This window comes from Idiomarina aquatica, from assembly GCF_004362895.1.
Classification (GTDB): domain Bacteria; phylum Pseudomonadota; class Gammaproteobacteria; order Enterobacterales; family Alteromonadaceae; genus Idiomarina.
The window spans coordinates 18363-40956 of the sequence record NZ_SNXI01000003.1; the positions used below are offsets into that span (position 1 = coordinate 18363).

At 50.5% G+C, this 22594-nt stretch carries 16 protein-coding genes; 9 read left to right on the forward strand and 7 right to left on the reverse strand.

Going from position 1 to position 22594, the window contains the following annotated elements:
• Positions 1 to 2: 2 nt before the first annotated feature.
• From argH to argC, 5 genes are read right to left on the reverse strand one after another with little or no spacing between them, the layout of a single operon-like run.
• Positions 3 to 1838: an argininosuccinate lyase gene (argH, locus tag DEU29_RS03375; RefSeq protein ID WP_133538847.1), complete on the reverse strand. Its 1836-nt coding sequence runs from the start codon at positions 1836 to 1838 to the stop codon at positions 3 to 5.
• Positions 1831 to 3039 carry an argininosuccinate synthase gene (locus DEU29_RS03380; protein ID WP_133538848.1) on the reverse strand — a complete coding sequence of 403 codons (1209 nt, stop codon included), beginning with the start codon at positions 3037 to 3039 and terminating at the stop codon, positions 1831 to 1833. Before DEU29_RS03380 ends, argH begins: the two co-directional genes overlap by 8 nt.
• The gene (locus tag DEU29_RS03385; protein ID WP_133538849.1) at positions 3036 to 3998 is read right to left on the reverse strand and encodes an ornithine carbamoyltransferase; all 963 of its coding nucleotides are present in this window, start codon (positions 3996 to 3998) and stop codon (positions 3036 to 3038) included. The genes DEU29_RS03380 and DEU29_RS03385 overlap by 4 nt, the downstream gene beginning before the upstream one ends.
• A gap of 19 nt (positions 3999 to 4017) precedes the next feature.
• On the reverse strand, positions 4018 to 4779 hold the full coding sequence (gene argB, locus DEU29_RS03390) for an acetylglutamate kinase (protein WP_243734461.1): 762 nt from the start codon (positions 4777 to 4779) through the stop codon (positions 4018 to 4020).
• Positions 4776 to 5798, reverse strand: a complete 1023-nt coding sequence (gene argC, locus DEU29_RS03395) for an N-acetyl-gamma-glutamyl-phosphate reductase (protein WP_133538850.1) — start codon at positions 5796 to 5798, stop codon at positions 4776 to 4778. Before argC ends, argB begins: the two co-directional genes overlap by 4 nt.
• Before the next feature lie 107 nt (positions 5799 to 5905).
• On the opposite strand from argC, the gene argE reads away from it, so the two are divergent.
• The 4 genes from argE (at position 5906) to aceA (ending at position 11885) form a co-directional block, all read left to right on the forward strand.
• Entirely contained in the window at positions 5906 to 7051 is a 1146-nt protein-coding gene (gene argE, locus DEU29_RS03400; protein ID WP_133538851.1) for an acetylornithine deacetylase, read from the forward strand.
• Positions 7052 to 7116: 65 nt separating this feature from the next.
• Positions 7117 to 8745 carry a methyl-accepting chemotaxis protein gene (locus DEU29_RS03405; protein ID WP_133538852.1) on the forward strand — a complete coding sequence of 543 codons (1629 nt, stop codon included), beginning with the start codon at positions 7117 to 7119 and terminating at the stop codon, positions 8743 to 8745.
• 188 nt (positions 8746 to 8933) lie between these two features.
• Positions 8934 to 10517, forward strand: a complete 1584-nt coding sequence (gene aceB / locus DEU29_RS03410; RefSeq protein ID WP_133538853.1) for a malate synthase A — start codon at positions 8934 to 8936, stop codon at positions 10515 to 10517.
• 30 nt (positions 10518 to 10547) lie between these two features.
• Positions 10548 to 11885: an isocitrate lyase gene (aceA, locus tag DEU29_RS03415; RefSeq protein ID WP_133538854.1), complete on the forward strand. Its 1338-nt coding sequence runs from the start codon at positions 10548 to 10550 to the stop codon at positions 11883 to 11885.
• Here the strand turns inward: aceA and aceK are convergent.
• Positions 11869 to 13575 carry a bifunctional isocitrate dehydrogenase kinase/phosphatase gene (gene aceK / locus DEU29_RS03420; RefSeq protein WP_133538855.1) on the reverse strand — a complete coding sequence of 569 codons (1707 nt, stop codon included), beginning with the start codon at positions 13573 to 13575 and terminating at the stop codon, positions 11869 to 11871. The genes aceA and aceK overlap by 17 nt on opposite strands.
• Positions 13576 to 13738: 163 nt before the next feature.
• On the opposite strand from aceK, the gene DEU29_RS03425 reads away from it, so the two are divergent.
• The 5 genes from DEU29_RS03425 (at position 13739) to DEU29_RS03445 (ending at position 19293) form a co-directional block, all read left to right on the forward strand.
• Complete coding sequence (locus DEU29_RS03425) at positions 13739 to 15010, forward strand: efflux RND transporter periplasmic adaptor subunit (RefSeq protein WP_133538856.1); 1272 nt, start codon at positions 13739 to 13741, stop codon at positions 15008 to 15010.
• A gap of 12 nt (positions 15011 to 15022) precedes the next feature.
• Positions 15023 to 15724: an ABC transporter ATP-binding protein gene (locus DEU29_RS03430; protein WP_133538857.1), complete on the forward strand. Its 702-nt coding sequence runs from the start codon at positions 15023 to 15025 to the stop codon at positions 15722 to 15724.
• Positions 15725 to 15734: 10 nt separating this feature from the next.
• Positions 15735 to 17048, forward strand: coding sequence for an ABC transporter permease (locus DEU29_RS03435; protein ID WP_133538858.1), 1314 nt, complete (start codon positions 15735 to 15737; stop codon positions 17046 to 17048).
• Positions 17049 to 17059: 11 nt separating this feature from the next.
• On the forward strand, positions 17060 to 18277 hold the full coding sequence (locus DEU29_RS03440; protein ID WP_133539001.1) for an ABC transporter permease: 1218 nt from the start codon (positions 17060 to 17062) through the stop codon (positions 18275 to 18277).
• A gap of 80 nt (positions 18278 to 18357) precedes the next feature.
• A complete protein-coding gene (locus DEU29_RS03445) occupies positions 18358 to 19293 on the forward strand; it encodes a LysR family transcriptional regulator (protein WP_133538859.1) in 936 nt (311 codons plus the stop codon).
• 50 nt (positions 19294 to 19343) lie between these two features.
• Here the strand turns inward: DEU29_RS03445 and DEU29_RS03450 are convergent, their stop codons facing one another.
• On the reverse strand, positions 19344 to 22523 hold the full coding sequence (locus tag DEU29_RS03450; protein WP_432206865.1) for an amidohydrolase family protein: 3180 nt from the start codon (positions 22521 to 22523) through the stop codon (positions 19344 to 19346).
• Positions 22524 to 22594 lie beyond the last annotated feature (71 nt).

Below are 22594 nucleotides of genomic sequence, written 5' to 3' on the forward strand. Positions count from 1 at the left end.
GTCTATATTAGCCGAAATTCCATGGCCAACTCATCGCAGTTGGCCTTTTTCGGGCACAACTCACAGTCCTTCATCACCTTTTCCGGCAGTGTATCCTTGCTGCAATGACTAAAGTTTTGTTGTTCAAAAAAGTCCGGTACCCGGGTTAATACGATCACCCGTTTTAAGTGTAACCGGCGGGCTTTATCCAGTAGCTTTTCTACTAATAAGCGCCCCTGGCCTTTGACACTACTTTTGGGATTAACGCCTAACGAACGAATTTCTGCCAGCCCTGTGGTGTAGATATAGAGTGACGCGCAGCCCATCACCTGGCCATCAATTTCGGTCACCGCGAACTCATTAATCGAATGAATAATATCGTCTTTAGCCCGCGGTAGGTTTTCGCCTGCCATCGCCCAATGCCCGACTAAGCCGACAATTGCGTCAATGTCTGACAGATTGGCATCGCGCACGCTAATCTGTTGCTGTTGCCGAACTTTTTTTAACGCAGAGGTTACCTGCTGCCTTGACGTGCCGCCCAGTGCCTGACGTTTACTTAACAAAGATTCAAGCGAAAGCCACTCATAGACATCCTCGCGGATATTGGCGTTTACGCGTTGCAATTGGCTTAGCGCCAATGCCTCCAGTGGTTGGCGTTGGCTAATGGCTAATTGCACCAGCTCACCGACCTGGTGATGTGCCTGCCTAAAAGGAACGCCTTTTGCGACCAGATAGTCGGCAAGTTCGGTTGCGTTGGCGTAGCCTTGTTGTGCAGCCTCTCGACAACGCTGATGATTAACCGTAAGCCCGCTCAAACATTGGCTGGTGATCTGAAGCGCCGCACGCCAGTGCTTTAGCGCATCAAACAAGCCTTCTTTGTCTTCCTGCAGATCTTTGTTGTAGGCCAACGGCAACGACTTCAACGTCATTGTCATCGCCATCAACGCGCCGGTCACCCGTCCCGTTTTACCCCGCACTAACTCCAGCGCGTCAGGGTTTTTCTTTTGCGGCATTAATGATGACCCTGAGGTTACGTCATCGGCCATCTCGATAAACCCGGCTTCGCCGCTGTTATAAAAAATCAGATCTTCAGTCAGGCGCGACAGGTGTAACATCGACAACGACGCTGTGCTTAACAGTTCAATGACATAATCACGGTCAGATACCGCATCTAAACTATTTAAACAGGGCTGGTCAAAGCCCAGTTGGTGAGCCAATTGCCGGCGGTCGATCGCATAAGCGGTTCCGGCCAGCGCGCCACATCCCAGCGGCGACTGATTCAACCGCTTTAAGGCATCCGTTAACCGTTCCAGATCGCGTTTAAGCATTTCCACATAAGCCAAAGCCCAATGCGAAAACAGCACCGGCTGCGCCCGCTGCAAATGGGTATACCCCGGAATAACCGCATCTATTTCACGCTCTGCTAAAAGTGCTAACTGCTGCTGTAAGTCGCTCAAGTTCTGGGTTAAATCAGTCACTTGCTGACGACACCATAACCGTAAATCAGTCGCTACCTGGTCGTTACGGCTACGCCCGGTATGTAGCTTTTTACCCAGGTCGCCAACCAGCGCGACTAATTCCCGCTCAACAAAAGAATGGATATCTTCATCGCCTGCCTTAGCTATCGCAGACGGGTTAGACTTTAACCTTTGCCACAGCTGCTGCAGTGCCTGCTGCAACTGGTTACATTCCTGCGCCGTTAACACGCCTACCTGGCGCAAAGCATCAGCCCAGGCGATAGAGCCTTGTATATCTTGCTCTGCCAGCACATAGTCAAACGGCAACGAGTCGTTAAACGCCTGAAATGCCTCACTGGGACCGTTGGCAAAACGCCCGCCCCAAAGTTTTGCGTCAGCCATCAACACCTCCCTGCTGTTGCAGTGCAGCAATCCGGCTTGGCAACGAGAACAGCCGAATAAAGCCTTCGGCGTGTTGCTGGTTATACACTTCATCCGCACCAAAGGTCGCGAAATCCTCGCTGTATAAAGAGTACGGTGAGCGTTTTTTTACTGCAGTGACCTGGCCTTTATAAAGCTTTAACACCACGTCCCCGCTGGCACGCATCGTTAATGCCTCGGCGCCCGCTAAAACCGATTGTTTAAGCGGGGTGAACCAGCGCCCATCATAGAGTAATTGCGCAAATTGCTCGGACAGTGAGGCTTTCCAGCTGCGGCTGGCCTTATCTAAAACCAGCTCATCGATCGCCTGCAACGCCGTCATCATCACGGTGCCGCCAGGCGTCTCGTAACAACCACGGCTTTTCATACCGACCAACCGGTTTTCGACGATATCGACACGCCCTACACCGTGTTTGGCTGCCAACTGGTTGAGTGTCTCCAAACAGTCGTAGGGTGAAAGTGCGTCGCCATTGATTGATTTAATTTCACCCGCCGCTATCGCAACAGTTACATACTCAGGCTGGTCAGGGGCTTGCTCCGGCGACTGAGTTAGTGTCCAAACCTGCTCACTCGGTTCGCACCAGAGGTCTTCAAGCTCGCCGCCCTCGTGCGAGATATGCCAGGCATTGGCATCACGGCTATAAATTTTTGTTGCCGACGCCGAACAGGGGATATGCCGTTCGGCCAAATAATTCAATAACGACTCGCGGCTATCCAACGACCACTCCCGCCACGGCGCAATCACCTGTAGGTCGGGTGCCAGCGCTGCATAGCAACTCTCAAAACGAACCTGATCGTTACCTTTACCGGTACAACCATGCGCCAGCGCATCTGCCCCGACTTTGCGTGCCACCTCGACTTGCGCTTTAGCGATGATCGGCCGCGCCATGGCAGTACCCAGTAAATAGGTGCCTTCATAAATCGCGCCGGTTTTTAAGGTCGGATAAATGTAGTCTTTAACAAAGACATCTTTTAAATCGACCACATGGCATTCGCTGGCACCTGAGGCTTTCGCCTTTGCTTCAACGCCTGCTAATTCGTCAGCTCCCTGACCAACATCTGCCACAAACGCAACCACCTCGCAGTCATAATTTTCTTTTAACCACGGCACGATGGCAGAGGTGTCGAGACCACCAGAATAGGCTAATACAACTTTTTTCATGAGGCGTTCCTTAATAATTCGGTTTGATTAAGTTCATTGGCATCGGCCAGCATCAGCGATAACAAGGCGTTTTGAGCGTACAGCCGGTTTTCTGCCTGCTGCAGACAGAGTGACAAGTCACTATCGATAATTTCAGATGTAATTTCATAACCCCGGTGCACCGGTTGGCAGTGCATAACCGCTTGCGGTGACAGGCTTTCGATCAATTGCTTATTTATCTGATAGGGTAAAAACCGTGCTTTGACTTGCTCTAACGGCGTGTTGTCGCCCATAGAAACCCAGGTATCGGTATAGATAACGTCGACCGGGGCCAACCCGTTAAAGTCGTTAGCGTTAGCGACCTTACCGGCGCTATTGGCATTGACGTAATCAAGCCAGTTGCTGTCGACGGCGGCATCAGGCGGCGTTACCGAGGTGACGTGTGCGCCCAGCATAGCCGCGTACAGCATTAACGAACGGGTGACGTTGTTACCATCGCCGGCATACACGATATGCAAGCCGTTCAGCCCGCCAAATTGTTCAGTTAAAGTCAAGCAGTCGGCCAGTGCCTGGCAGGGATGGAACTGGTCACATAAGCTATTAATCACTGGCACAGTGGCATGCTCAGCCAGTATTTGTAGGGTTTCGTGCTTTAACACACGAGCAACAATGGCGTCGCACCAACAGGATAGGTTTTTGGCATAGTCGGCTAAGCTTTCACGCTGGCCAAGGCCCGGCGTTTGTTCGTCTAAATACAGTGCCTGTCCGCCGAGCTTCTGCATACCCACGGCAAACGAAACACGCGTCCGTAAGCTGGGTTTTTCGAACACGGTAGCAATACTTTTGCCGGCCAGGGTTTGTTGATAATCCGCGGGCTTGGCTTTTTGAGCAAGCGCCAGCGCCAGCACACTTTCGAGTTGTACTAGGGATAATTCAGCACCCGTCAGCAGGTGCGGTAGGGTTGAGTTTTTTAAGGTCATGAGTATTCCAGCAAAACAATTAAACAGTAATCACGGTGCCTGATTCGGGGCGGGTGAGGCACGCACACCCGCAAATTCGCACACTGCGTCGTAATTGTTTTGCTGCGTCAAAAGCCGCCTCGACTTTGACTTTCATGCCACCATTAATAACTCCGGAGTCGCTCAGTTGCTTAAGACGAGCAGCGGATAGTCTGGCGATGGGCTGCTGATATTCATCAAATACCGCTTCTACGTCAGTAACTAGGGTGAGTTGTGCTTGCAGTAACCGGGCGAGCTCTGCCGCCGCATGATCGGCGTTGACGTTATACCACTGGCCTTGTTCATCAAAGCCAATACAACTCACAATGAGCAGCTGGTGCTGTTTAAGTAACGACACTGCAAGCTCAGAAGTTTTTGTATCGCGAGGATTTAGTAAACCTACCTGGCCTAGCGCCGGTGACATCGGCTGATAACGCAAACCAAGCTCGTACAAACTAAGTCCGATCGGTTGCAGACCCGCAGCGATGGCATATCCCATCAGCTGTTTATTGGCATAGCCGGCCAATGCGCCGACGATCATCGACATATGTTGCTGCGGGCTAACCCGCAAGCCATCGACTTTTTCTACTTGGTAGCCCATAGCACTTAACCACGAATCGACGCTCGCACCGCCACCATGCACTAACACCGGCGCGGTATTACTGTGGGCTAACTCATTAAATAATTGCTTAAGCCGGGTCGGTTGCTGTAACAAACTACCGCCTAACTTAATCACGCTTAATGGGCTGGTCACCATGCTCATAATGGTAGTCCCACTGTCTGCGGCAGCCCCAGTCTAAGGTTAACGCACTGCACTGCCTGACTTGCCGCGCCTTTTAGCAGGTTATCGATGGCAGCAAACACGATAAGTTGACACCCGTTCAAATGCCAGCCGATATCGCAATATCCCGTGTGCTCAACATCCTGGATCGCAGGCGTGTGTTGGTGACCAACACGTACACAGGGCTGCTTTTGATAAACGCTAAACGCCTGCTCAACATCCTGATGTGACACGTCATCAGCCACCGTGGCATAAATTGACGCCAAAATGCCGCGTTTAAAGTTACCCAGGTGTGGTGTGAAAACAACCGGCATAGCACTGTAACGCTCAATTTCGGGCTGGTGGCGATGACTAAAAACACCATAGGCTTGCAGAGATAGTTCAGCGCCCAGGGTGTTTTGTTTGGGTTTACGCCCGGCACCGGTAACGCCGGAGACCGCATTAATTATCACCGGCTGGTTTGCTAACAAAGATACTAGCGGTTTTAATGCTAATAGCGAGGCCGTAGGATAGCAGCCGGGCACCGCAATCAACTGTGCCTGCGTGAGCTCATCTGTATACCATTCGGCTAAACCATAAACGGCCTGATTTAACGCAGCCTCAAACGGATGCTCAAAACCATAGTAACGCTCGTAATCGCTGGCTGCAGCAAGCCGGTGAGCGCCGGACAAATCAACTATGAGCTTATTACCATCGTGCAACGCGCTGACAAGCTGCGCAGCAACATCATGCTCGGTTGCAATAAATACCACCTGCGCGGTTTGTTTAATATGTGCTAGCTGTTGCTCGCCTAAGGGCTGCAATGGCTGATTAACGACATCCCGCAAGCGGGGATACAACTGCGCCAGTGGTTTGCCGGCATCATTACTACTTTCCGAAACATAGATGCCAGCTAACGCCAGTGCCGGGTGCGCAGCCACCAGTCGTGTCAACTCAGAACCGGCGTAGCCACTGGCTCCGATAATCACGGCGTTGATCGATTCGGCTGAGGATATTTTCACGGCACTATTCCTTTTACGACTCTTTTCTGCTTCAGTTGTGGGTAAGTGATATTTTCGGCACAATACCGAAATAAATATATTTATGCAACTTTTATGGATAATTATTTATGCAGAGACCAGCATTTTTCAGCATGTATCAACAGCTTATTGCGACGCCTTCCATCAGTAGCATGGACTCTGGCTGGGACCACTCCAACAAGGGGCTGATTGATTTACTGGTCGACTGGCTGACGCCGCTGGGGTTTAGCTGCGAAGTTAACGAATTACAGAACAAGCCCGGTAAATACAATATGTTAGCCCGGCGCGGCCAAGGCAGCGGCGGGCTGTTGTTATCCGGACACACTGACACGGTTCCTTACGACGCCAACCGCTGGAATTTTGATCCCTTTAAACTCACCGAAAAGGATAATCGCTGGTATGGGCTGGGCAGTATTGATATGAAAGGCTTCTTTGCTTTTGTTATCGAAGCATTGAAAACGCTGCCCGTTGAACATCAAAAGCAACCCTTGATGATACTGGCAACAGCTGACGAAGAAACCACCATGGATGGCGCGCGTCAGTTATCGATGTTCGACAACCTAAGGCCGACAGCCTGCATTATTGGCGAACCCAGCGAGATGCGCCCTATTCATGCCCATAAAGGCCATTTGAGCGAGGCTATACGGGTGGTTGGGCGCTCAGGTCATAGCTCCGATCCCAGCTTAGGTATTAATGCCATAGAAGTGATGCATAAAGTCATTCAGGAACTGTTAAAAGCTCAGTCGGAACTTCAGCATAAATATTCAAACAAATCGTTTGCGGTGCCGGCACCGACGCTTAATTTAGGCAGTATTCATGGCGGTGACAATCCCAACCGGATTTGCGGATGCTGTGAGTTGCAATTAGATATTCGCCCGCTTCCCGGCATGGCGATTGAGGATTTATATCAAGTAATTGATGCTCATTTGCAACCACTTAGTGCTCGATCCCCGGCGCAAATTGACTGGCATCATCTACACGAGCCCATCCCGGGCTATCAGCAAAATACGGATGCCGCCCTGGTGAAACTGGCTGAGCAGGTTAGCCAACAGCCAGCAGCAGCTGTCAATTACTGTACTGAGGCGCCATTTATTCAACAATTGGGTTGCGAAACGCTGGTCATGGGGCCCGGCTCGATTAATCAGGCGCATCAACCTGACGAGTATCTTTCGATGGAATCGATTGTTCCTTCCCAGCAAATGATAAAAAAATTAATTCAGACCTATTGTTTTTAGATCATGTGGCCGATAATACCCAATAAGAACATGATATAAGTCAATAATAGATAGGGATAAGACCCATGTTTCGACAATTTTCGATAGGCGTCCGCGCCTCAGCAGCCTTTGGTATCATTGGGATTTTAGTACTGATACTGGGCATTTTTGCACTTAATCGGTTAGCCGCTGTTACCACCCAGATGGATATTATTACCGATGATCAGGTGCCGGCCGTTGATAACGTCAATGACTTGGACCGAGAGTTTTTGCGGGTACGGATTCATTCTGCCAATGTCGCCAGTTTTGTTAACGATGCAGAACGTGTGGCGCGCTATAAAGACAGTTTAAACGATGCAATTAGCGCCCTAAAACGTAATCAGAGCGAATATGAAAAAACCATCAGTGATGCCAAAGCTCGCCAGATCTTTGATGAATATATGGCGCTTAATAGTGAGTACTGGGAGCTTCATGACCAGTTCGAAAAGCTGGTGGATGCGCAATTAGCCGATCCGATTGTGTCACTGCGCGAAAATCGTATTTTGCCGCTGACCAACAAAATCTCCGCCGCATTGGACGAGCTACTGGCCAGAGAGATGGCGCTTATTGATGACGCCACCGCAGAGGCCGGTAATGTGGCAACAGCAGCCAACATCGCTGTTATTATCGCATTGGTTGTTGTTATTGCCTTACTCGTTCTGTTCGCGCTTATTTTGACTCGTAGTATCGTCGTGCCAATACAAGCGGCTGTGGACTTTGCTAAAACCATTGCTGAGCGCGACTTAACTCAGAATATTACTATTGAAGGTAAAGACGAGCCGGCGACTCTGTTGCGCCAGTTACGAACTACCCAACAGCAACTACGGGACTCCATTGGCAAAATCTCCGAATCATCTGAACAATTAGCGTCAACCTCTGAAGAGCTCAGCTCAGTTACCGAAGATTCTACCCGTACTATTCAGCAGCAAAGCGAAGAGCTGGAGCAGGCAGCAACGGCGGTTACTGAGCTAACCACCGCGGTCGAGAACGTTGCACAAGACGCACAAAGCGCCTCGCAAGCTTCAGAAGATGCTGATGAGCAGGCACAGTTGGGCAACGATCGGGTACGTAAAACGGTTACCGCTATCGAAGAATTGTCACAGGAAATTGGCGATTCCTCTAACAGTGTTACCGAGCTGGCAAACAAAGTAACCGACATCACCAAGGTGCTGGAAGTTATCCGTGGTATCGCCGAGCAAACCAACTTGTTAGCACTTAACGCAGCAATTGAAGCAGCCCGGGCCGGTGAATCCGGACGTGGTTTCGCAGTTGTTGCTGATGAAGTTCGCTCGCTGGCTCACAAAACGCAACAGTCAACAGTCGAAATCGAAGACATGGTTAAAGCCATCAACGAGTCCAGCGACCGTTCTGTATCGACCATGCAACGCAGTATGGAGCGTGCCACCAGCACCTTAGATATCGCTCGTGAAGCGGGTGAAGCACTTAAACTTATTGCTCAGGCAGTGAGTGAAATTAATACTCACAACACCTCGATTGCATCGGCCGCAGAAGAGCAGGCCAATGTAGCCCGTGATGTTGACAAGAACCTGGTCAGCATTCGTGACCTGTCTAACTCAACAGCTTCGGGTGCTGAGCAAACCAGTGCCTCAAGTCAGGAGCTATCGCGTCTTGCGGTTGATCTGAACAACTTAGTTGAGCGTTTTAAAGTCAGTTAATCGCTAATTCCAGCGGAGCGTTTGTATGCCCGGTACACACGCTCCGCTGTGTTAGTTTAGCCACAGCATGACCACTTCTTTAAATATCCTACATGAATACCCATAATCCACTGCATAAATTAGACTAATACACCGACCAGAGTCTAGTCTAAATCCGTGTTAACAACTTGCTAACAACGGATTAAAAAATGACTAACCCACTGGTTTTTACTCACACACTGGATGATCCCGCAAAAAGCATATTTAGCGATGAGGCGACAGCCTTTTTAGCCGAACTCGTGCAAGAATTCCGCCCCCGTCTGTTTGAATTACTCGAACAACGCAAGCAGCGTCAGCAAAATTACGATAACGGTAACTTGCCCGACTTTGACCAACAAACCCAGAGCATTCGCGACGATGAATGGCAGATTGCTGAATTACCCAACGACCTAAAAAAACGACGTCTCGAAATCACCGGTCCCGTCGACCGCAAAATGGTCATTAACGCACTAAACGCAAACGTTGACTGCTACATGGCCGATTTTGAGGATTCACAATCGCCCACCTGGGACGGTGTGGTCAACGGTCAGATTAATCTACGTGATGCCAACAAAGGCGGTATGACTTATGACGACCCGACCAGTGGCAAACATTATGCGGTTAACCAGCACCCGGCGCTGCTAATTGCACGCGTACGTGGCCTGCATCTGCCGGAGAAACACATTCTGTTAGACGACCAGCCTATTCCCGGTGCGTTAATGGATTTTGCGCTGTACTTTTTTCATAACTATCAGCAGCGTTTACAAAAGGGTACCGGTGTTTATTACTACCTGCCCAAGCTCGAGCATGGCGACGAAGCAAAGTGGTGGGCAGACGTATTCCATTACACTGAAAAGCGATTCAATCTAAAAACCAGCACCATTCGTGCCACCGTGTTGATTGAAACGCTACCCGCGGTGTTTCAAATGCACGAAATTCTTTACCGCATGCGCGATCACATTGCCGCACTTAACTGCGGTCGCTGGGACTATATTTTCAGTTATATCAAAACCCTTAAAGCCCATCCGGATCGCGTACTGCCTGACCGCCAAATGGTCGGCATGGACAAGCCATTTCTTAATGCCTATTCGCGTTTATTGGTTAAAACGTGCCATCAGCGTGGTGTCCTTGCGATGGGCGGTATGGCAGCATTTATCCCCAGTAAAGATGCCGAACAGAACCAACAAATACTGGCTAAAGTTCACGCCGACAAAACCCTGGAACGTGACAATGGTCATGACGGCACCTGGATCGCCCATCCAGGCCTCGCCGATACCGTACGCGAAATTTTTGTGGATGGCATCGACGGCGATAACCAGTTGCACGTTTTACGCGAACAGGATGACAACATTACTCAGTCACTATTGCTGCAGCCCTGCGACGGCGAGCGCACTGAACAGGGCATGCGCATGAATATCCGCGTGTCGTTGCAATATATCGCCGCCTGGCTGGATGGCAAGGGCTGCGTGCCCATTTATGGGCTTATGGAAGATGCCGCCACCGCTGAAATTTCGCGCACCTCCATTTGGCAGTGGATCCGTCACGGTAAAACACTCAGCAACGGAACCCGTGTAACTCGCGAGTTATTCCGCGAATACCTGCAACAAGAAGCCGACGCAGTGCGCAAAGAGGTCGGCGATAAGCGCTGGCAAGACGAACCCTTTGCGCAAGCTAAACAGCTACTGGACGAAATCACCACAGCAGACCAACTGGTCGACTTTTTAACCCTGCCCGGCTACCAAAAATTAGCCTAAGTTTCGATTAAAAATAACAGGACAACAACCATGACAACACAATCACTATCACAAGCAGCACAAGCCAAAAAACTGAAGGAACAATGGGCGTCTGACGCTCGTTGGCAAGGTGTAGAACGCCCTTATTCTGCCGAAGAAGTCGTGCGCTTGCGCGGCTCCGTACAGCCGGAATACACCTATGCCCGCAACGGCGCCAACAAACTCTGGCGTTTGATCAATGGCGAGGCTCAGGGTAAGTTCGGCAAAGACTATGTTAACGCCTTGGGTGCATTGACCGGCGGACAAGCGGTACAGCAAGTTAAAGCAGGCTTGCAAGCGATTTACCTGTCAGGCTGGCAGGTAGCCGCTGACAACAACAGCGCCTGTAGCATGTATCCGGATCAGTCGTTATACCCGGTTGACTCGGTACCGACTGTAGTTGAACGCATCAATAATTCCTTTGCGCGGGCAGATCAAATCCAGTGGTCGAAGGGCTTAACCCCCGAAGACGATAACTACATTGACTATTTTGCCCCGATTGTCGCCGATGCAGAAGCTGGATTTGGTGGCGTTTTGAATGCCTATGAGCTGATGAAACGCATGATCCAGGCCGGTGCCGCCGGCGTGCATTTCGAAGACCAGCTGGCTTCGGTTAAAAAATGTGGCCATATGGGAGGCAAAGTGCTGGTACCAACCCAGGAAGCGGTGCAGAAACTGGTCGCTGCCCGTTTAGCCAGCGATGTCGCCGGAATTCCTACGTTGATCGTGGCGCGTACCGACGCCAATGCGGCAGACCTGCTGACGTCAGACTTCGACCCTAACGATAAACCCTTTATTACCGGTGAACGCACTGCAGAAGGCTTTTATCGCGTCAAACCCGGCATTGAACAAGCGATCTCTCGTGGCCTTGCCTATGCCCCTTATGCTGACTTAATTTGGTGCGAGACGGCCAAGCCGGATCTCGACGAGGCGCGCCAGTTTGCCGAGGCCGTGCATGCCAAATACCCGGGTAAATTGCTGGCCTATAACTGCTCGCCTTCGTTTAACTGGCGCCGCAATCTGGATGACGAAACCATTGCCAAGTTCCAGCGCGAACTAGCCGCAATGGGTTACAAATTCCAGTTTATTACCCTCGCCGGCGTACACAACATGTGGTATCACATGTTCGAATTGGCGCATGATTACGCGCGCAACGATATGTCAGCTTACGTGCGCTTGCAGCAACAAGAGTTTGAAGCTGCCAATAAGGGCTATACCTTTGTCGCTCACCAGCAGGAAGTCGGTACCGGCTATTTCGATGACCTGACTAACGTGATTCAGGGTGGTGTGTCATCAGTGACTGCACTCACCGGCTCGACCGAAGAAGAGCAGTTTAAAACCTCCGCGTAAAGCGCAGATGCTGCTCGTACGGGAACACATCCGTGAGACGCCCTTCGCGGATGTGTTGTTGTACTTTACGCCAATAGGCGGGATCTTTTAGTTCCGGATGGTGTTTTAGCAACACCTCGCGAAACCGCTGTTGCGGTACCGCAAATTGGTCAAGCTGCTCGGGAAACACATCATCCGGAGCTGCCGAAACTTCGGCATCCATGAAGCCATCGCTTTTGGGTAATGCACGAAAACTCATATCGGTTAAATAACGCACTTCGTCATAGTCATAAAACACCACCCGCCGATGCCGGGTCACACCAAAATTTTTCAGCAGCATATCGCCGGGGAAAATGTTCGCCGCCATCATCTCCTTTAACGCCAACCCATAATCATTCATAGCAGCTTCTATCTCGTCGTCATTGGCATACTCAAGATAAAGATTCAGCGGTGTTAACCGGCGTTCGACAAACAGTTGCTTGATAACCAGCGTATCGCCCTCTATCTGCAGCGAATTTGCCACCGTCGCTGTTAATTCGTCCAGCAAATCGGCGGAAATGCGTTTTAAAGGTATCGCTACGTCAGCAAACTCCAGCGTATCCGCCATGCGCCCTACCCGGTCATGACGCTTTACCATGCGGTAACGGTCGATAACCGTTTGTCGGGTGAATGCTTTGGTGGCCCCCAATTTGTCTTTAATCACCTTAAAAACATACGGGAAGGACGCCAGCGTAAACACTGTCATCACCATGCCTTTAACACCAGCCGCAGCCACTAACTGATCATCGGTGCGTTGTAAGTGGTGCAGGAACTCCCGATAAAACTCGGTCTTACCCTGCTTATGAAAGCCAATCGATGCATACAGCTCGGCTAATGTTTTGCGTGGCATGAGATCTTTTAAGAATCGTACCAACGCTGACGGCGCTTCTGTCTCGACCATAAAGTAAGAACGCGCAAAGCCAAATATCGTCGCCATGCGGTTGGAGTTGGTAATAAACGCATCGACATATAATTTGCCATGGCTGTTTACCAGGATCGGCACGATAAACGGGTAGTGATAGCGCTCGGTGACGATACGCCCGACTAAATAAGCCGCCTTGTTACGAAAAAACGGCGCGTTAAGCACGTCAATGCGAATATCGTGGGGCTCAATTTCGGTTTCCTGAGAACGTTGCAAGAAGGCGTCGCGCAACTGCTCCAGTTCGTTTTCAAAATTTTCGAACTCGCCGTTTAAACCACTATCCAGAAAAATTTGCGGTAACACCTTTTGTAACCCGCCTTTGACCGGAAAGTAACTGCGGTACTGGCTCTGCACTGATATCGGGATATGGCTGTGAAGTACCGTTTCGACGAAAATAAAGTCGTTATTAAAGTAACGCCGTTCAAAAGCCCGGCAAAATACGGAGTTATAAAAGGTCTCTGCCAGTTCCGCTTGCGGATGAAACTTAAGCAACGACTGATAACGCTGCCGGGTTGCCAACCACAAAGCCTGATCAAACTCATCGCCAACCGCGCGTTGTATCGCAGCACTGGTTTCTTTTACCTGTCGGTCATAAAACGAAATGCGCTCCGCTGATGCCGACACCACCGCGTCCCAGGCACGTTTTAAAAAACGTGAACGGGCACCGCGCGTCAAGCGCTGGAAGCGATCATAATGGCAATGAAAACCCTGCAGTATTTTTTGCGCCAAATAGTGACTATCTACGGCCACGCTATAACCCTTGTTACTGTTTCAATGCCTCTACCATAGCGGTTTGACACATTCTGTTACAGTCATTTTAAAAATTTCCACAACCTTCACCCAACTGCCCTCGACTTACTCTACGAACGCACAAACAAACACACTAATTTGTTAACCACCGAGGGTAAAACAAATGACTAAAATATCGGATACCAGCGGCCAGGATAAAGTCCTCGCTACGCCCAAACGGCACTATTGGCGTTGGGGCCTGGCAGCGATTGCTGTGGCTGCTTTATTAACCATCATCACGCCTGTCGTCACACAGTGGTCCCATGCGGAAGCCTCCGTCGGCGCCGAAGAACTGCGCATCGCCACGGTTCAGCGGGGCGACTTTGTTCGCGATGTATCAATTCAGGGGCGTGTTGTCGCCGCGGTCAGTCCCACCTTATACGCGCCCGCAGAAGGCGTGATCACATACCATGTCGATGCCGGCGACCCGGTCGAACAAGGTCAGTTACTAGCAACCATTGACAGTCCGGAGCTAAAAAACCAACTACAACAAGAGCAAGCATCACTCGAGAGTCTGGTGATGGATTTGGATCGACAACGCATCCAGTCCAAAAAAGCCGCATTAGAAAATCAGAAATTAGTCGACCTGGCACAAGTTACCTTAACTGCTGCCGATCGCGAAAAACGCCGCGCTGATGCTGCCTGGTCAAAGCAGGCGATTAGCCAGATTGATTATGAGAAAGCACAAGACGATCTGGAAAACGCCAAAGTGGTGCATAAACACGCGGTTCAGGACGCACGCTTAAACAGTGAAAGCCTGGCCTTTGATATTCGTTCGCTACAATTAAAAGTCGATCGCCAGCAATTGCTCGTTGATGAACTGCAGCGTCAGGTTGATGGTTTGCAAATCACCTCGCCGGTGGCTGGTATTGTTGGCAACCGTGAAGCCGACCAAAAAAATCAGGTCGCGAGAAATCAGGCCATTATTGGCGTCGTTGACCTGTCGGAGTTTGAAGTCGAACTGGGTATTCCGGAAAGCTACGCCGACGATCTGGCGATTGGGATGGCGGCTGAAATCAATTACAACGGTCAGATCCACCAGGCAACGCTGGTTGCCGTATCCCCCGAAATCCGTGAAAACCAAGTGGTCGGTACCGTGCGGTTTGCCGATGCTTCGCCGGCAGGGCTGCGCCAAAACCAGCGCCTGACCACACGTATTCTGCTCGACCAAAAAAGTGACGTACTGACACTACAACGCGGCCCCTTCCTGCAGGATAGCAGTGGCAATATCGCCTATGTCGTGCGCGATGGTGTTGCCGTCCGTACGCCTATCGAAACCGGCGCCAGCAGCCTATCCAGTGTTGAGGTAATCGCAGGCCTGCAAGCCGGCGATCGGGTCATTGTTTCTGACACGCAACGTTTTGACGGTGCGAAATCTGTCGTCATCAATCAATAATAAGGAATCATCATGTTAACTATGCATAACGTCAGTAAAGTTTTTCGTACCGATACGGTAGAAACCACCGCATTGCAGTCTTTTAGCTTGCAAGTCAACGAAGGCGACTTCGTTGCCGTTACCGGCCCTTCGGGGTCGGGTAAAACGACCTTTCTTAATATTGCCGGTTTACTCGAAAGTTTTGATGACGGCGAGTACAAGCTTGACGGACATTCGGTCAAAAATCTGAATGATAAAGCCTTATCACAACTTCGAAACCAAAAAATCGGGTTTATCTTTCAAAGCTTTAACCTGATCCCGGATTTGAATTTATTCGACAATGTCGACGTGCCACTGCGTTACCGCAAGCTCAACAAAGCAGAGCGCAAGCAACGTATAGAACACAGTTTGGAGGTCGTCGGTTTAGCGAATCGCATGAAGCATCTGCCGTCACAATTATCCGGTGGCCAGCAGCAGCGTGTTGCGATTGCTCGGGCGCTAGCCGGCGATCCTCTTTTTTTATTAGCCGATGAGCCAACCGGTAACCTCGACTCAAAAATGGCCGACAGTGTTATGTCGTTGCTGGAAGATATCAATAAAGCCGGCACCACTATTGTCATGGTCACCCACGACCTGGCGCAGGCGGAACGGGCACAGCGCCATATTCAGGTATTGGATGGCAAAGTGACTGAGCAAGACAAACAAGCGGCAGTTGTGTCGCCACTGAGAGCCTAAGGAACGCACCATGTTTTTTTATTACTGCAGACTGGCATGGTTAAGCATTCGCCGTAACCCTGTGTTGTCGACCTTAATGATGGCTGCCATCGCCTTAGGTATTGGCGCCGCCATGACCACATTGACCATTAATTACCTAATGTCAGCGAACCCAATCCCCGGCAAAAGCGAGCAGCTATTTTATGTGCAATTAGACAGCTGGGATCCGAATCAGCCCTACGCCGAACCGAACGAGCCACCGGATCAATTAACCTATCGGGATGCCACCAATTTAAAAGAGGCAAGGCAGGCGAAGTTGCAGGCAGCAATGACACAATCGGCTGCCGTTATCGAGCCCAAAGAACTGGGTAAAAAACCCTTTATGGCGTATCTGCGGCTAACCCACAACGACTTCTTTGAGCTGTTTGAGCCGCCGTTTTTGTACGGACAGGGTTGGTCCGACGAAGCTGATAAAAGTGGTCGCTTGACTATCGTACTCAGCAAAAAAACCAACGATGAATTGTTTGACGGCGCTAACTCGGTGGGTGAAACCATCACCATGATGGATCGTGAATTTGAGGTCGTCGGTGTTTTAGACGAGTGGCAACTAAAACCACGCTTTTACGATGTCACCACAGGTGCATTTAACAGTATGGAGCATGGCTATGTGCCATTTAAGCTGCGCGAAACGCTGGAAATGCCCAACAGCGGTAACACCAACTGTTGGAAATCACCTGACGGTGAAGGCTTTCAGGCATTTTTACAATCTGAGTGTATTAACTATCAGTTTTGGGTGCAATTAGATGATGCCGACGCTGAACAAGACTATATGAGCTTTCTTAATGCTTATGTAGAGCAGCAAAAACAACTTGGACGCTTTCCTCGGCCGTTAAATAATCGCCTGTCAGACGTCATGGAGTGGATGGAGAACCAGCAAGTAGTCGACGATGATGCTCAGGTGATGTTTTATCTGGCCTTGATGTTCCTGCTGGTGTGTTTGCTCAATACCGTCGGGCTGCTGTTAACTAAGTTTGTTTCCAAATCCGGCGAGATAGCGTTGCGCCGCGCGGTCGGCGCCAGCCGTGCTGATCTGTATTGGCAACACTTAGTTGAGTCGGCATTAATAGGCGTTGGTGGCGGTGCCGGCGGGCTGATACTGGCCTGGCTGGGGTTACAGGGTATCAAGTCACTTTACGGCGATAATCTGGCAGGCCTTGCTGAACTTGATCTGACGCTTGTTGCTATCGGTATCGTTCTGGCCATTGTCAGCAGCCTGCTGGCGGGCGCCTATCCGACCTGGCGCGCTTGCCGTATTCCGCCCGCCTCACAACTAAAAACGCAATAAGGAGTCTTGTGATGAATCACCTGGGACCTATTTTCCGCGCGTTATTACGCAATAAAGTCGGGGCTGTCCTTATTGCCCTGCAGGTTGCCGTTACCATGACAATCGTCGTTAACGCAATTCACTTAATCAGCAGCCGCAGTGACCTTATTGCGCGCGACTCTGGCCTTGACGAGAGTAACCAGTTTTACATAACGACCATTGGCTATGACCAAAACTACGATGCTCGCTATGTCACTGATACTGATTTGGATAGCTTGCGACAATTACCGGGCGTTGTTGACGCCGTGCAAATTAACGCCCTACCAATGTCTAACAGCGGTTCGTCAACCACCATCAAAAACGCCGCCGGTGAGGATGCCGGAGATGCCGGCGCGGCGCTGTATTACGTTGATGACCATGCGCTTAATACCATGGGTATTGAACTGCTTGCCGGCGAAAATTTTAACGCCACCGATATCACCTGGCGCGAAATGAATAAAGGTACGATGCCGCAAAAAATCATGATAACCGCGACGCTGGCGCAGTCGCTGTTCCCCGATTTAGAGCCCGAACAAGTCGTCGATAAGACGTTATTTAATGGTGATGACGAGCCCATGACGGTAATCGGCGTTATTAAGCAGCTTCATGCGCCCTGGGTCGGCTGGGGGAATATTGAGCATGCCATGCTGGTTCCGCAAAAATCAGATTCTGTCTATGCTCACTACCTTGTCCGCACTGAACCCGGTCAGCGAGCTACGGTGATGCCCGAAGCGCTGGCTAAAATCGAACAGCGCGATGTTGGCCGCATGGTACTGGAGCATGACACCATGACTCAGGTACGCGCCGACAGTTACCGCAACGACACCGCGCTGCAATCGATTTTGTGGGCAATTATCGTCACGCTGATGCTAATTACCGCATTGGGTATTGTCGGGCTTATCAGCTTTACCATTAACCGCCGTCGTCGTCAGATTGGCACACGTCGGGCACTGGGCGCCAGCCGTGGCGATATCATGAGCTATTTTCTAACCGAGAATTTACTCATCACGCTAACCGGCGTGGTCATTGGCGGTATGGGTAGTGTCGGTCTGAATATTGTGCTGGTTAACAATTTTGACTTACCACGGCTGGATTATATTTACCTGCCCATCGCAATGGTGTGTCTGGTTGTTGTCGGACTAGCCGCGGTGTTTGGCCCGGCGTTGCGGGCCGCACATATCTCTCCGGCCACAGCTACACGTAACATTTAATATTTTACATTGGCGTTAACTATTCACAGCGCTTATAATCCCGATACATTTTTTGTATCGGGATTATTCTTAGGCGCTGTATGAATACCATCAAAGATATCGATCTCAATTTACTGGTTTATTTAGACGTACTGCTGCGCGAACGCAACGTAACCCGCGCAGCAGCTCAGCTTAATATTACCCAGCCGGCTATGAGTAATGGCCTTAAACGACTGCGTAACCTGTTAAATGACCCCATTTTAGTACGTACCAGCGAAGGTATGATGCCGACTCAGCGCGCGCTGGATATGCAGGAAGCGCTGCGCACTGTGCTTTACTCGGTCGAGGAAATGATCCAGCCGGTGCGCGAATTTGAAGCAGCTACCAGTGATCGGGTATTTCGTATTATGGCCTCTGATTATGCTGCATCAACACTCATGCCAAGGCTATTAGAAGCACTCGATGAACAGGCGCCTAACGTATCCTTAGATATCATGACCCCCAGTGATATCAGTTTTCACGACGTTGAAAACGGCAAAGTGGATTTGGCTATCAACCGGTTTGAAAAGCTGCCGCAGTCCTTTCATCAAAAAGTTCTCTGGCAAGATGAGTTCTCCTGCCTAATACACAAAGATCATCCGCTATTACAAAATTACACGCTGGATGAATATTTAAAAGCGCAGCATGTCTGGGTCAGTAAAACCGGTTTTGGCGTGGGCGTGGGCATGGACCCGCATGATGTACAAAAACTCGGTTGGGTCGACGAAGCGCTGGATAAACTTGAGCAACGCCGTCATATCAAGGTCTTTACCCGTAATTATCACGTTGCCATGTATCTGGCCCGTCAGGGGCTTGTTGCAACGCTGCCGACGCGCGCCGCAGCCTTATACGAAAGCGACGAACTGCTGGTTAAAAAGGAACCACCGTTTACAATTCCGGGGCTGACTCTGACGATGATTTGGAGTCCCTTACTGCAACACGATGCCGGCCATCGCTGGTTTCGGCAAATTGTTGCGGATACTGCCGCTGAAGAATAAAAAAGGGGCTTCGCAGCCCCTTTTTACTATCCATTAACGCTATATTGACGCTATTTTTCCCAGAAAAATGGCTCGCGCTGCTGTGCCCGCGGCAACAAGCGATCCATCGTTTTGGCATCGTAAAGCACGCCATTGACCATGGTGTGCGTCACCTTATCGGTGTCGCGAATATTCTTAAGCGGATCACCATCGATAACAATAATATCGGCTAGCTTACCCTCTTTAAGCGACCCGACCTGATGATCCATACCGAACACTTCAGCCGGTGCGATAGTTGATGTACGCAACGCATCCAGCGGTTCCATTCCGCCCTGTGCCATCATCCAGATTTCCCAATGCTGCGCCAGCCCTTCACGCTGCCCATGAGCTCCGGATAAGACGTCGACGCCTAAATCCTGCAGCTGTGCCGCGACTTCGGCATTGTTGAAATGGTTGTAATGATTATGCGGCGCTTTTTCGCGGCGCATCGATTTACCTACCAAAAACTCTTGCGGCACAAAGCTGGATAGTTTCGGATGTTTCCACACATCGGTTTCGGCATACCAGTAGTTTTCACCCCAAATACCACCGTAGGCGACGCCAAGTGTAGGCGTATAGGCAACATCGGTTTGATCCCATAGCTGACGGATATCATCATAAATTTCCGCTACCGGCAGTGAATGCTCAACCGTAGTATGGCCATCCATAATCATGGTCAGGTTGTGCTGTAACAATGAGCCGCCTTCCGGCACCACCATCATTTGCAGTTCGCGACCCGCTTCAACCACTTGCTGTCGTTGGTTCCGACGCGGTTGGTTATAGCTCTTAACCGAAAACGCCCCGACTTTTTTAAGTCGTTCTAAATGAAATTTCGCGTCTTCCAGACTGTCCACATGCGAGGTATAACCCGGACCGTGCGCGCCATACAAAATGGTACCGGTCGAATACAAGCGCGGTGCGGCAATTAAGCCCGCCTTTTGCATTTCGGATGCGGCAAAGAATTCAGTGGTGTCATTCGAGGGGTCATGAATACTGGTTACTCCAAAAGCAAGGTTGGCGTACTGACCCCAGTTTTGTTGCGGTACAATCTCGTTACTACCCTGCGAGCCGTGTGCGTGCGCATCGAATAAACCCGGCATCACGGTTTTGCCCTCGGTATCGATGATTTCAGCACCATCCGGAACCTCAATCTCATCGACTGGCCCGACCGCTACAATGCGGTTATTTTCTACCACCACAGCGCCTTGCTCATAAACCACGTCGCCTTCCATGGTGATCACCTGACCACCAACAAAGGCTACCGTACTATCGGGTACATTTGCCTCAGCTTCAAAGCCAATGTTTATTCCGTTTTCGGCTTTTAAGGTTGTATCATCGATATCGGCGTTAAACGCAGCCGACACGTCTGTGTGGTAAAGTTCCGGACCCAGGGTCCAGTAAAGTTGCGAGCTGTCACCTGTCCATGACAAGCTCTCGCCGGCTCGCACCGACAATTGTTTTACCGGCATCTGCGTATCGCCCGGCCCGACATTGATCACTTCGCCGCGCTCAACTAACGGCGTAACAAACACCTTAAAGCGTTCAGCAAACGCCAGTTGTTTGCCATCTGGCGAAACCCGGTATTCGGTGGCTAATTCAGACTGATACAACGGACTGGCCTGCAGCGTGTTCAGATCGACCACACTCAAGGTTGGCTTTTCTGCCGGCGTCATCATGTAGACGCGGTCATTACGCGCGCCAAACTGCGGCAACCAGCCGTTATCGGCAATTTTCTGTGGTTCACTGCCATCCAGGGCAATGCGGTAAACGCCCGTTTCCAGGCCATATTTGTCACTGGTGATATAACCACCACCTACCTTGCGGTAAACCACGGTATTACCATCAGGCGAAAACACGGGCTCAACGAAGGTCCCGCCACCGGTTTTCAATACGGTCTCTTCGCCGGAATCGAGGTCGCGCACGATCACCTGACCCAGCTCCTGATCATCCCAGCTTACGTAAACCAGCTTTTCGCCATCACGCGAGTACTGAGGGTAAAGTTCAAAGTGCTCAGCCGAGGTCAATCGTTCAACTTCGCCATCGGGCAGGCTTTTACGATACAAGTGACCCAGAGCCTCGTAAATAACTTCGCTGCCATCGGGTGCTACCTGTGTCATTCGCAGCATTTTGACGGCAAAGGTATCGTTATCAATGTCCTGTTCAAAGCGCAGTGGCTTTTGCACTTGTTTAGTCGTTTCCACGCTAAACGGAATGATACGGGCATTTCCTGATTCCAGGTTTAAGCGCTGAATATGCCCACCAGCCCAGAACACCAGTTCTTTGCTGTCAGGTGTCCAGTCCATTTTTGGATAGACGCCGTGGATAGCCCAGGTCTCCTGCATGTCGCGTTCCATGTTTTTATAAACACGGCGATGTTCGCCTGTTTTCAGGTCCATCACATACAGAACACTGTTAAAGTCTTCACGTTTTATGTAAGCCAGGTAACGGCCGTCGGGTGACGGGGTTGGCCGAATAGCACCACCTGCGCCAGCTATTAGTGTTTCGATATCACCGCTTTCGCGCTCAAAACGTTTAATTTCATAGATGCCTTCCAGTGAATCTTTGCTGTAGTGGAAGGTTTTGCCCGGCGTATCATCCTGCGAAAAATAAATGTATTTGCCATCGGGTGAAAAAGCCGGCTCACCCAGATCTTTTTGATCATTAGGTCTTTCGGTTAACTGCACTCCGGTACCACCGCTGATGTGGTACATCCAGACTTCACCGGCACCCAGGGAACGCGTGGCGGTGTAATGTTTGCGCGCGACAATGAATTCACCATTCGGAGACCAGGCCGGGCTATTTAGTAGACGAAACGTTTCTGTTGTAACTGCACGCTGGTTGGAACCGTCAGCGTCCATCACCCAAATGTTATCGCCACCGCCTTGGTCCGAGGTAAAGGCAATTTGGCTGCCATCGGGTGAAAACACCGGCTGCATTTGCCAGGCGATGTCACTGGTCAAGCGGGTTGCAGCTCCGCCCGAGGCGGGCATGCGATAGATATCACCGAGTAAGTCAAAAACGATAGTTTTGCCATCAGGGCTTAAATCAACGTTCATCCAGGTGCCAGAATTAACGCTGATATCAACGGTATCAAATACGCCCTGGGGAGAGTCCACCGTCCAGCTCTCTGAGCCTTCCTCCTGCGCCATTACGGGCATGCTAAGCAGCGTGGTAACAGCGACCGAAATCATTGTTTTTTTCATGTTGTTCACTTTGTTTTGAATTTAGTTTGTTGTAAAACGAATAGACCATAATGTCCAGAGGTGCTCGGTCAACACCCTAA

Excerpts from the sequence above, each read along its gene's own strand:
- argB (WP_243734461.1), bottom strand. The coding sequence starts at position 4,779 with ATGAGCATGGTGACCAGCCCATTAAGCGTGATTAAGTTAGGCGGTAGT.
- aceB (WP_133538853.1), top strand. The coding sequence starts at position 8,934 with ATGACTAACCCACTGGTTTTTACTCACACACTGGATGATCCCGCAAAA.
- DEU29_RS03430 (WP_133538857.1), top strand. The coding sequence starts at position 15,023 with ATGTTAACTATGCATAACGTCAGTAAAGTTTTTCGTACCGATACGGTA.
- argE (WP_133538851.1), top strand. The coding sequence starts at position 5,906 with ATGCAGAGACCAGCATTTTTCAGCATGTATCAACAGCTTATTGCGACG.
- DEU29_RS03445 (WP_133538859.1), top strand. The coding sequence starts at position 18,358 with ATGAATACCATCAAAGATATCGATCTCAATTTACTGGTTTATTTAGAC.
- DEU29_RS03405 (WP_133538852.1), top strand. The coding sequence starts at position 7,117 with ATGTTTCGACAATTTTCGATAGGCGTCCGCGCCTCAGCAGCCTTTGGT.
- DEU29_RS03440 (WP_133539001.1), top strand. The coding sequence starts at position 17,060 with ATGAATCACCTGGGACCTATTTTCCGCGCGTTATTACGCAATAAAGTC.
- DEU29_RS03435 (WP_133538858.1), top strand. The coding sequence starts at position 15,735 with ATGTTTTTTTATTACTGCAGACTGGCATGGTTAAGCATTCGCCGTAAC.
- DEU29_RS03380 (WP_133538848.1), bottom strand. The coding sequence starts at position 3,039 with ATGAAAAAAGTTGTATTAGCCTATTCTGGTGGTCTCGACACCTCTGCC.
- DEU29_RS03425 (WP_133538856.1), top strand. The coding sequence starts at position 13,739 with ATGACTAAAATATCGGATACCAGCGGCCAGGATAAAGTCCTCGCTACG.
- DEU29_RS03385 (WP_133538849.1), bottom strand. The coding sequence starts at position 3,998 with ATGACCTTAAAAAACTCAACCCTACCGCACCTGCTGACGGGTGCTGAA.
- aceA (WP_133538854.1), top strand. The coding sequence starts at position 10,548 with ATGACAACACAATCACTATCACAAGCAGCACAAGCCAAAAAACTGAAG.
- argH (WP_133538847.1), bottom strand. The coding sequence starts at position 1,838 with ATGGCTGACGCAAAACTTTGGGGCGGGCGTTTTGCCAACGGTCCCAGT.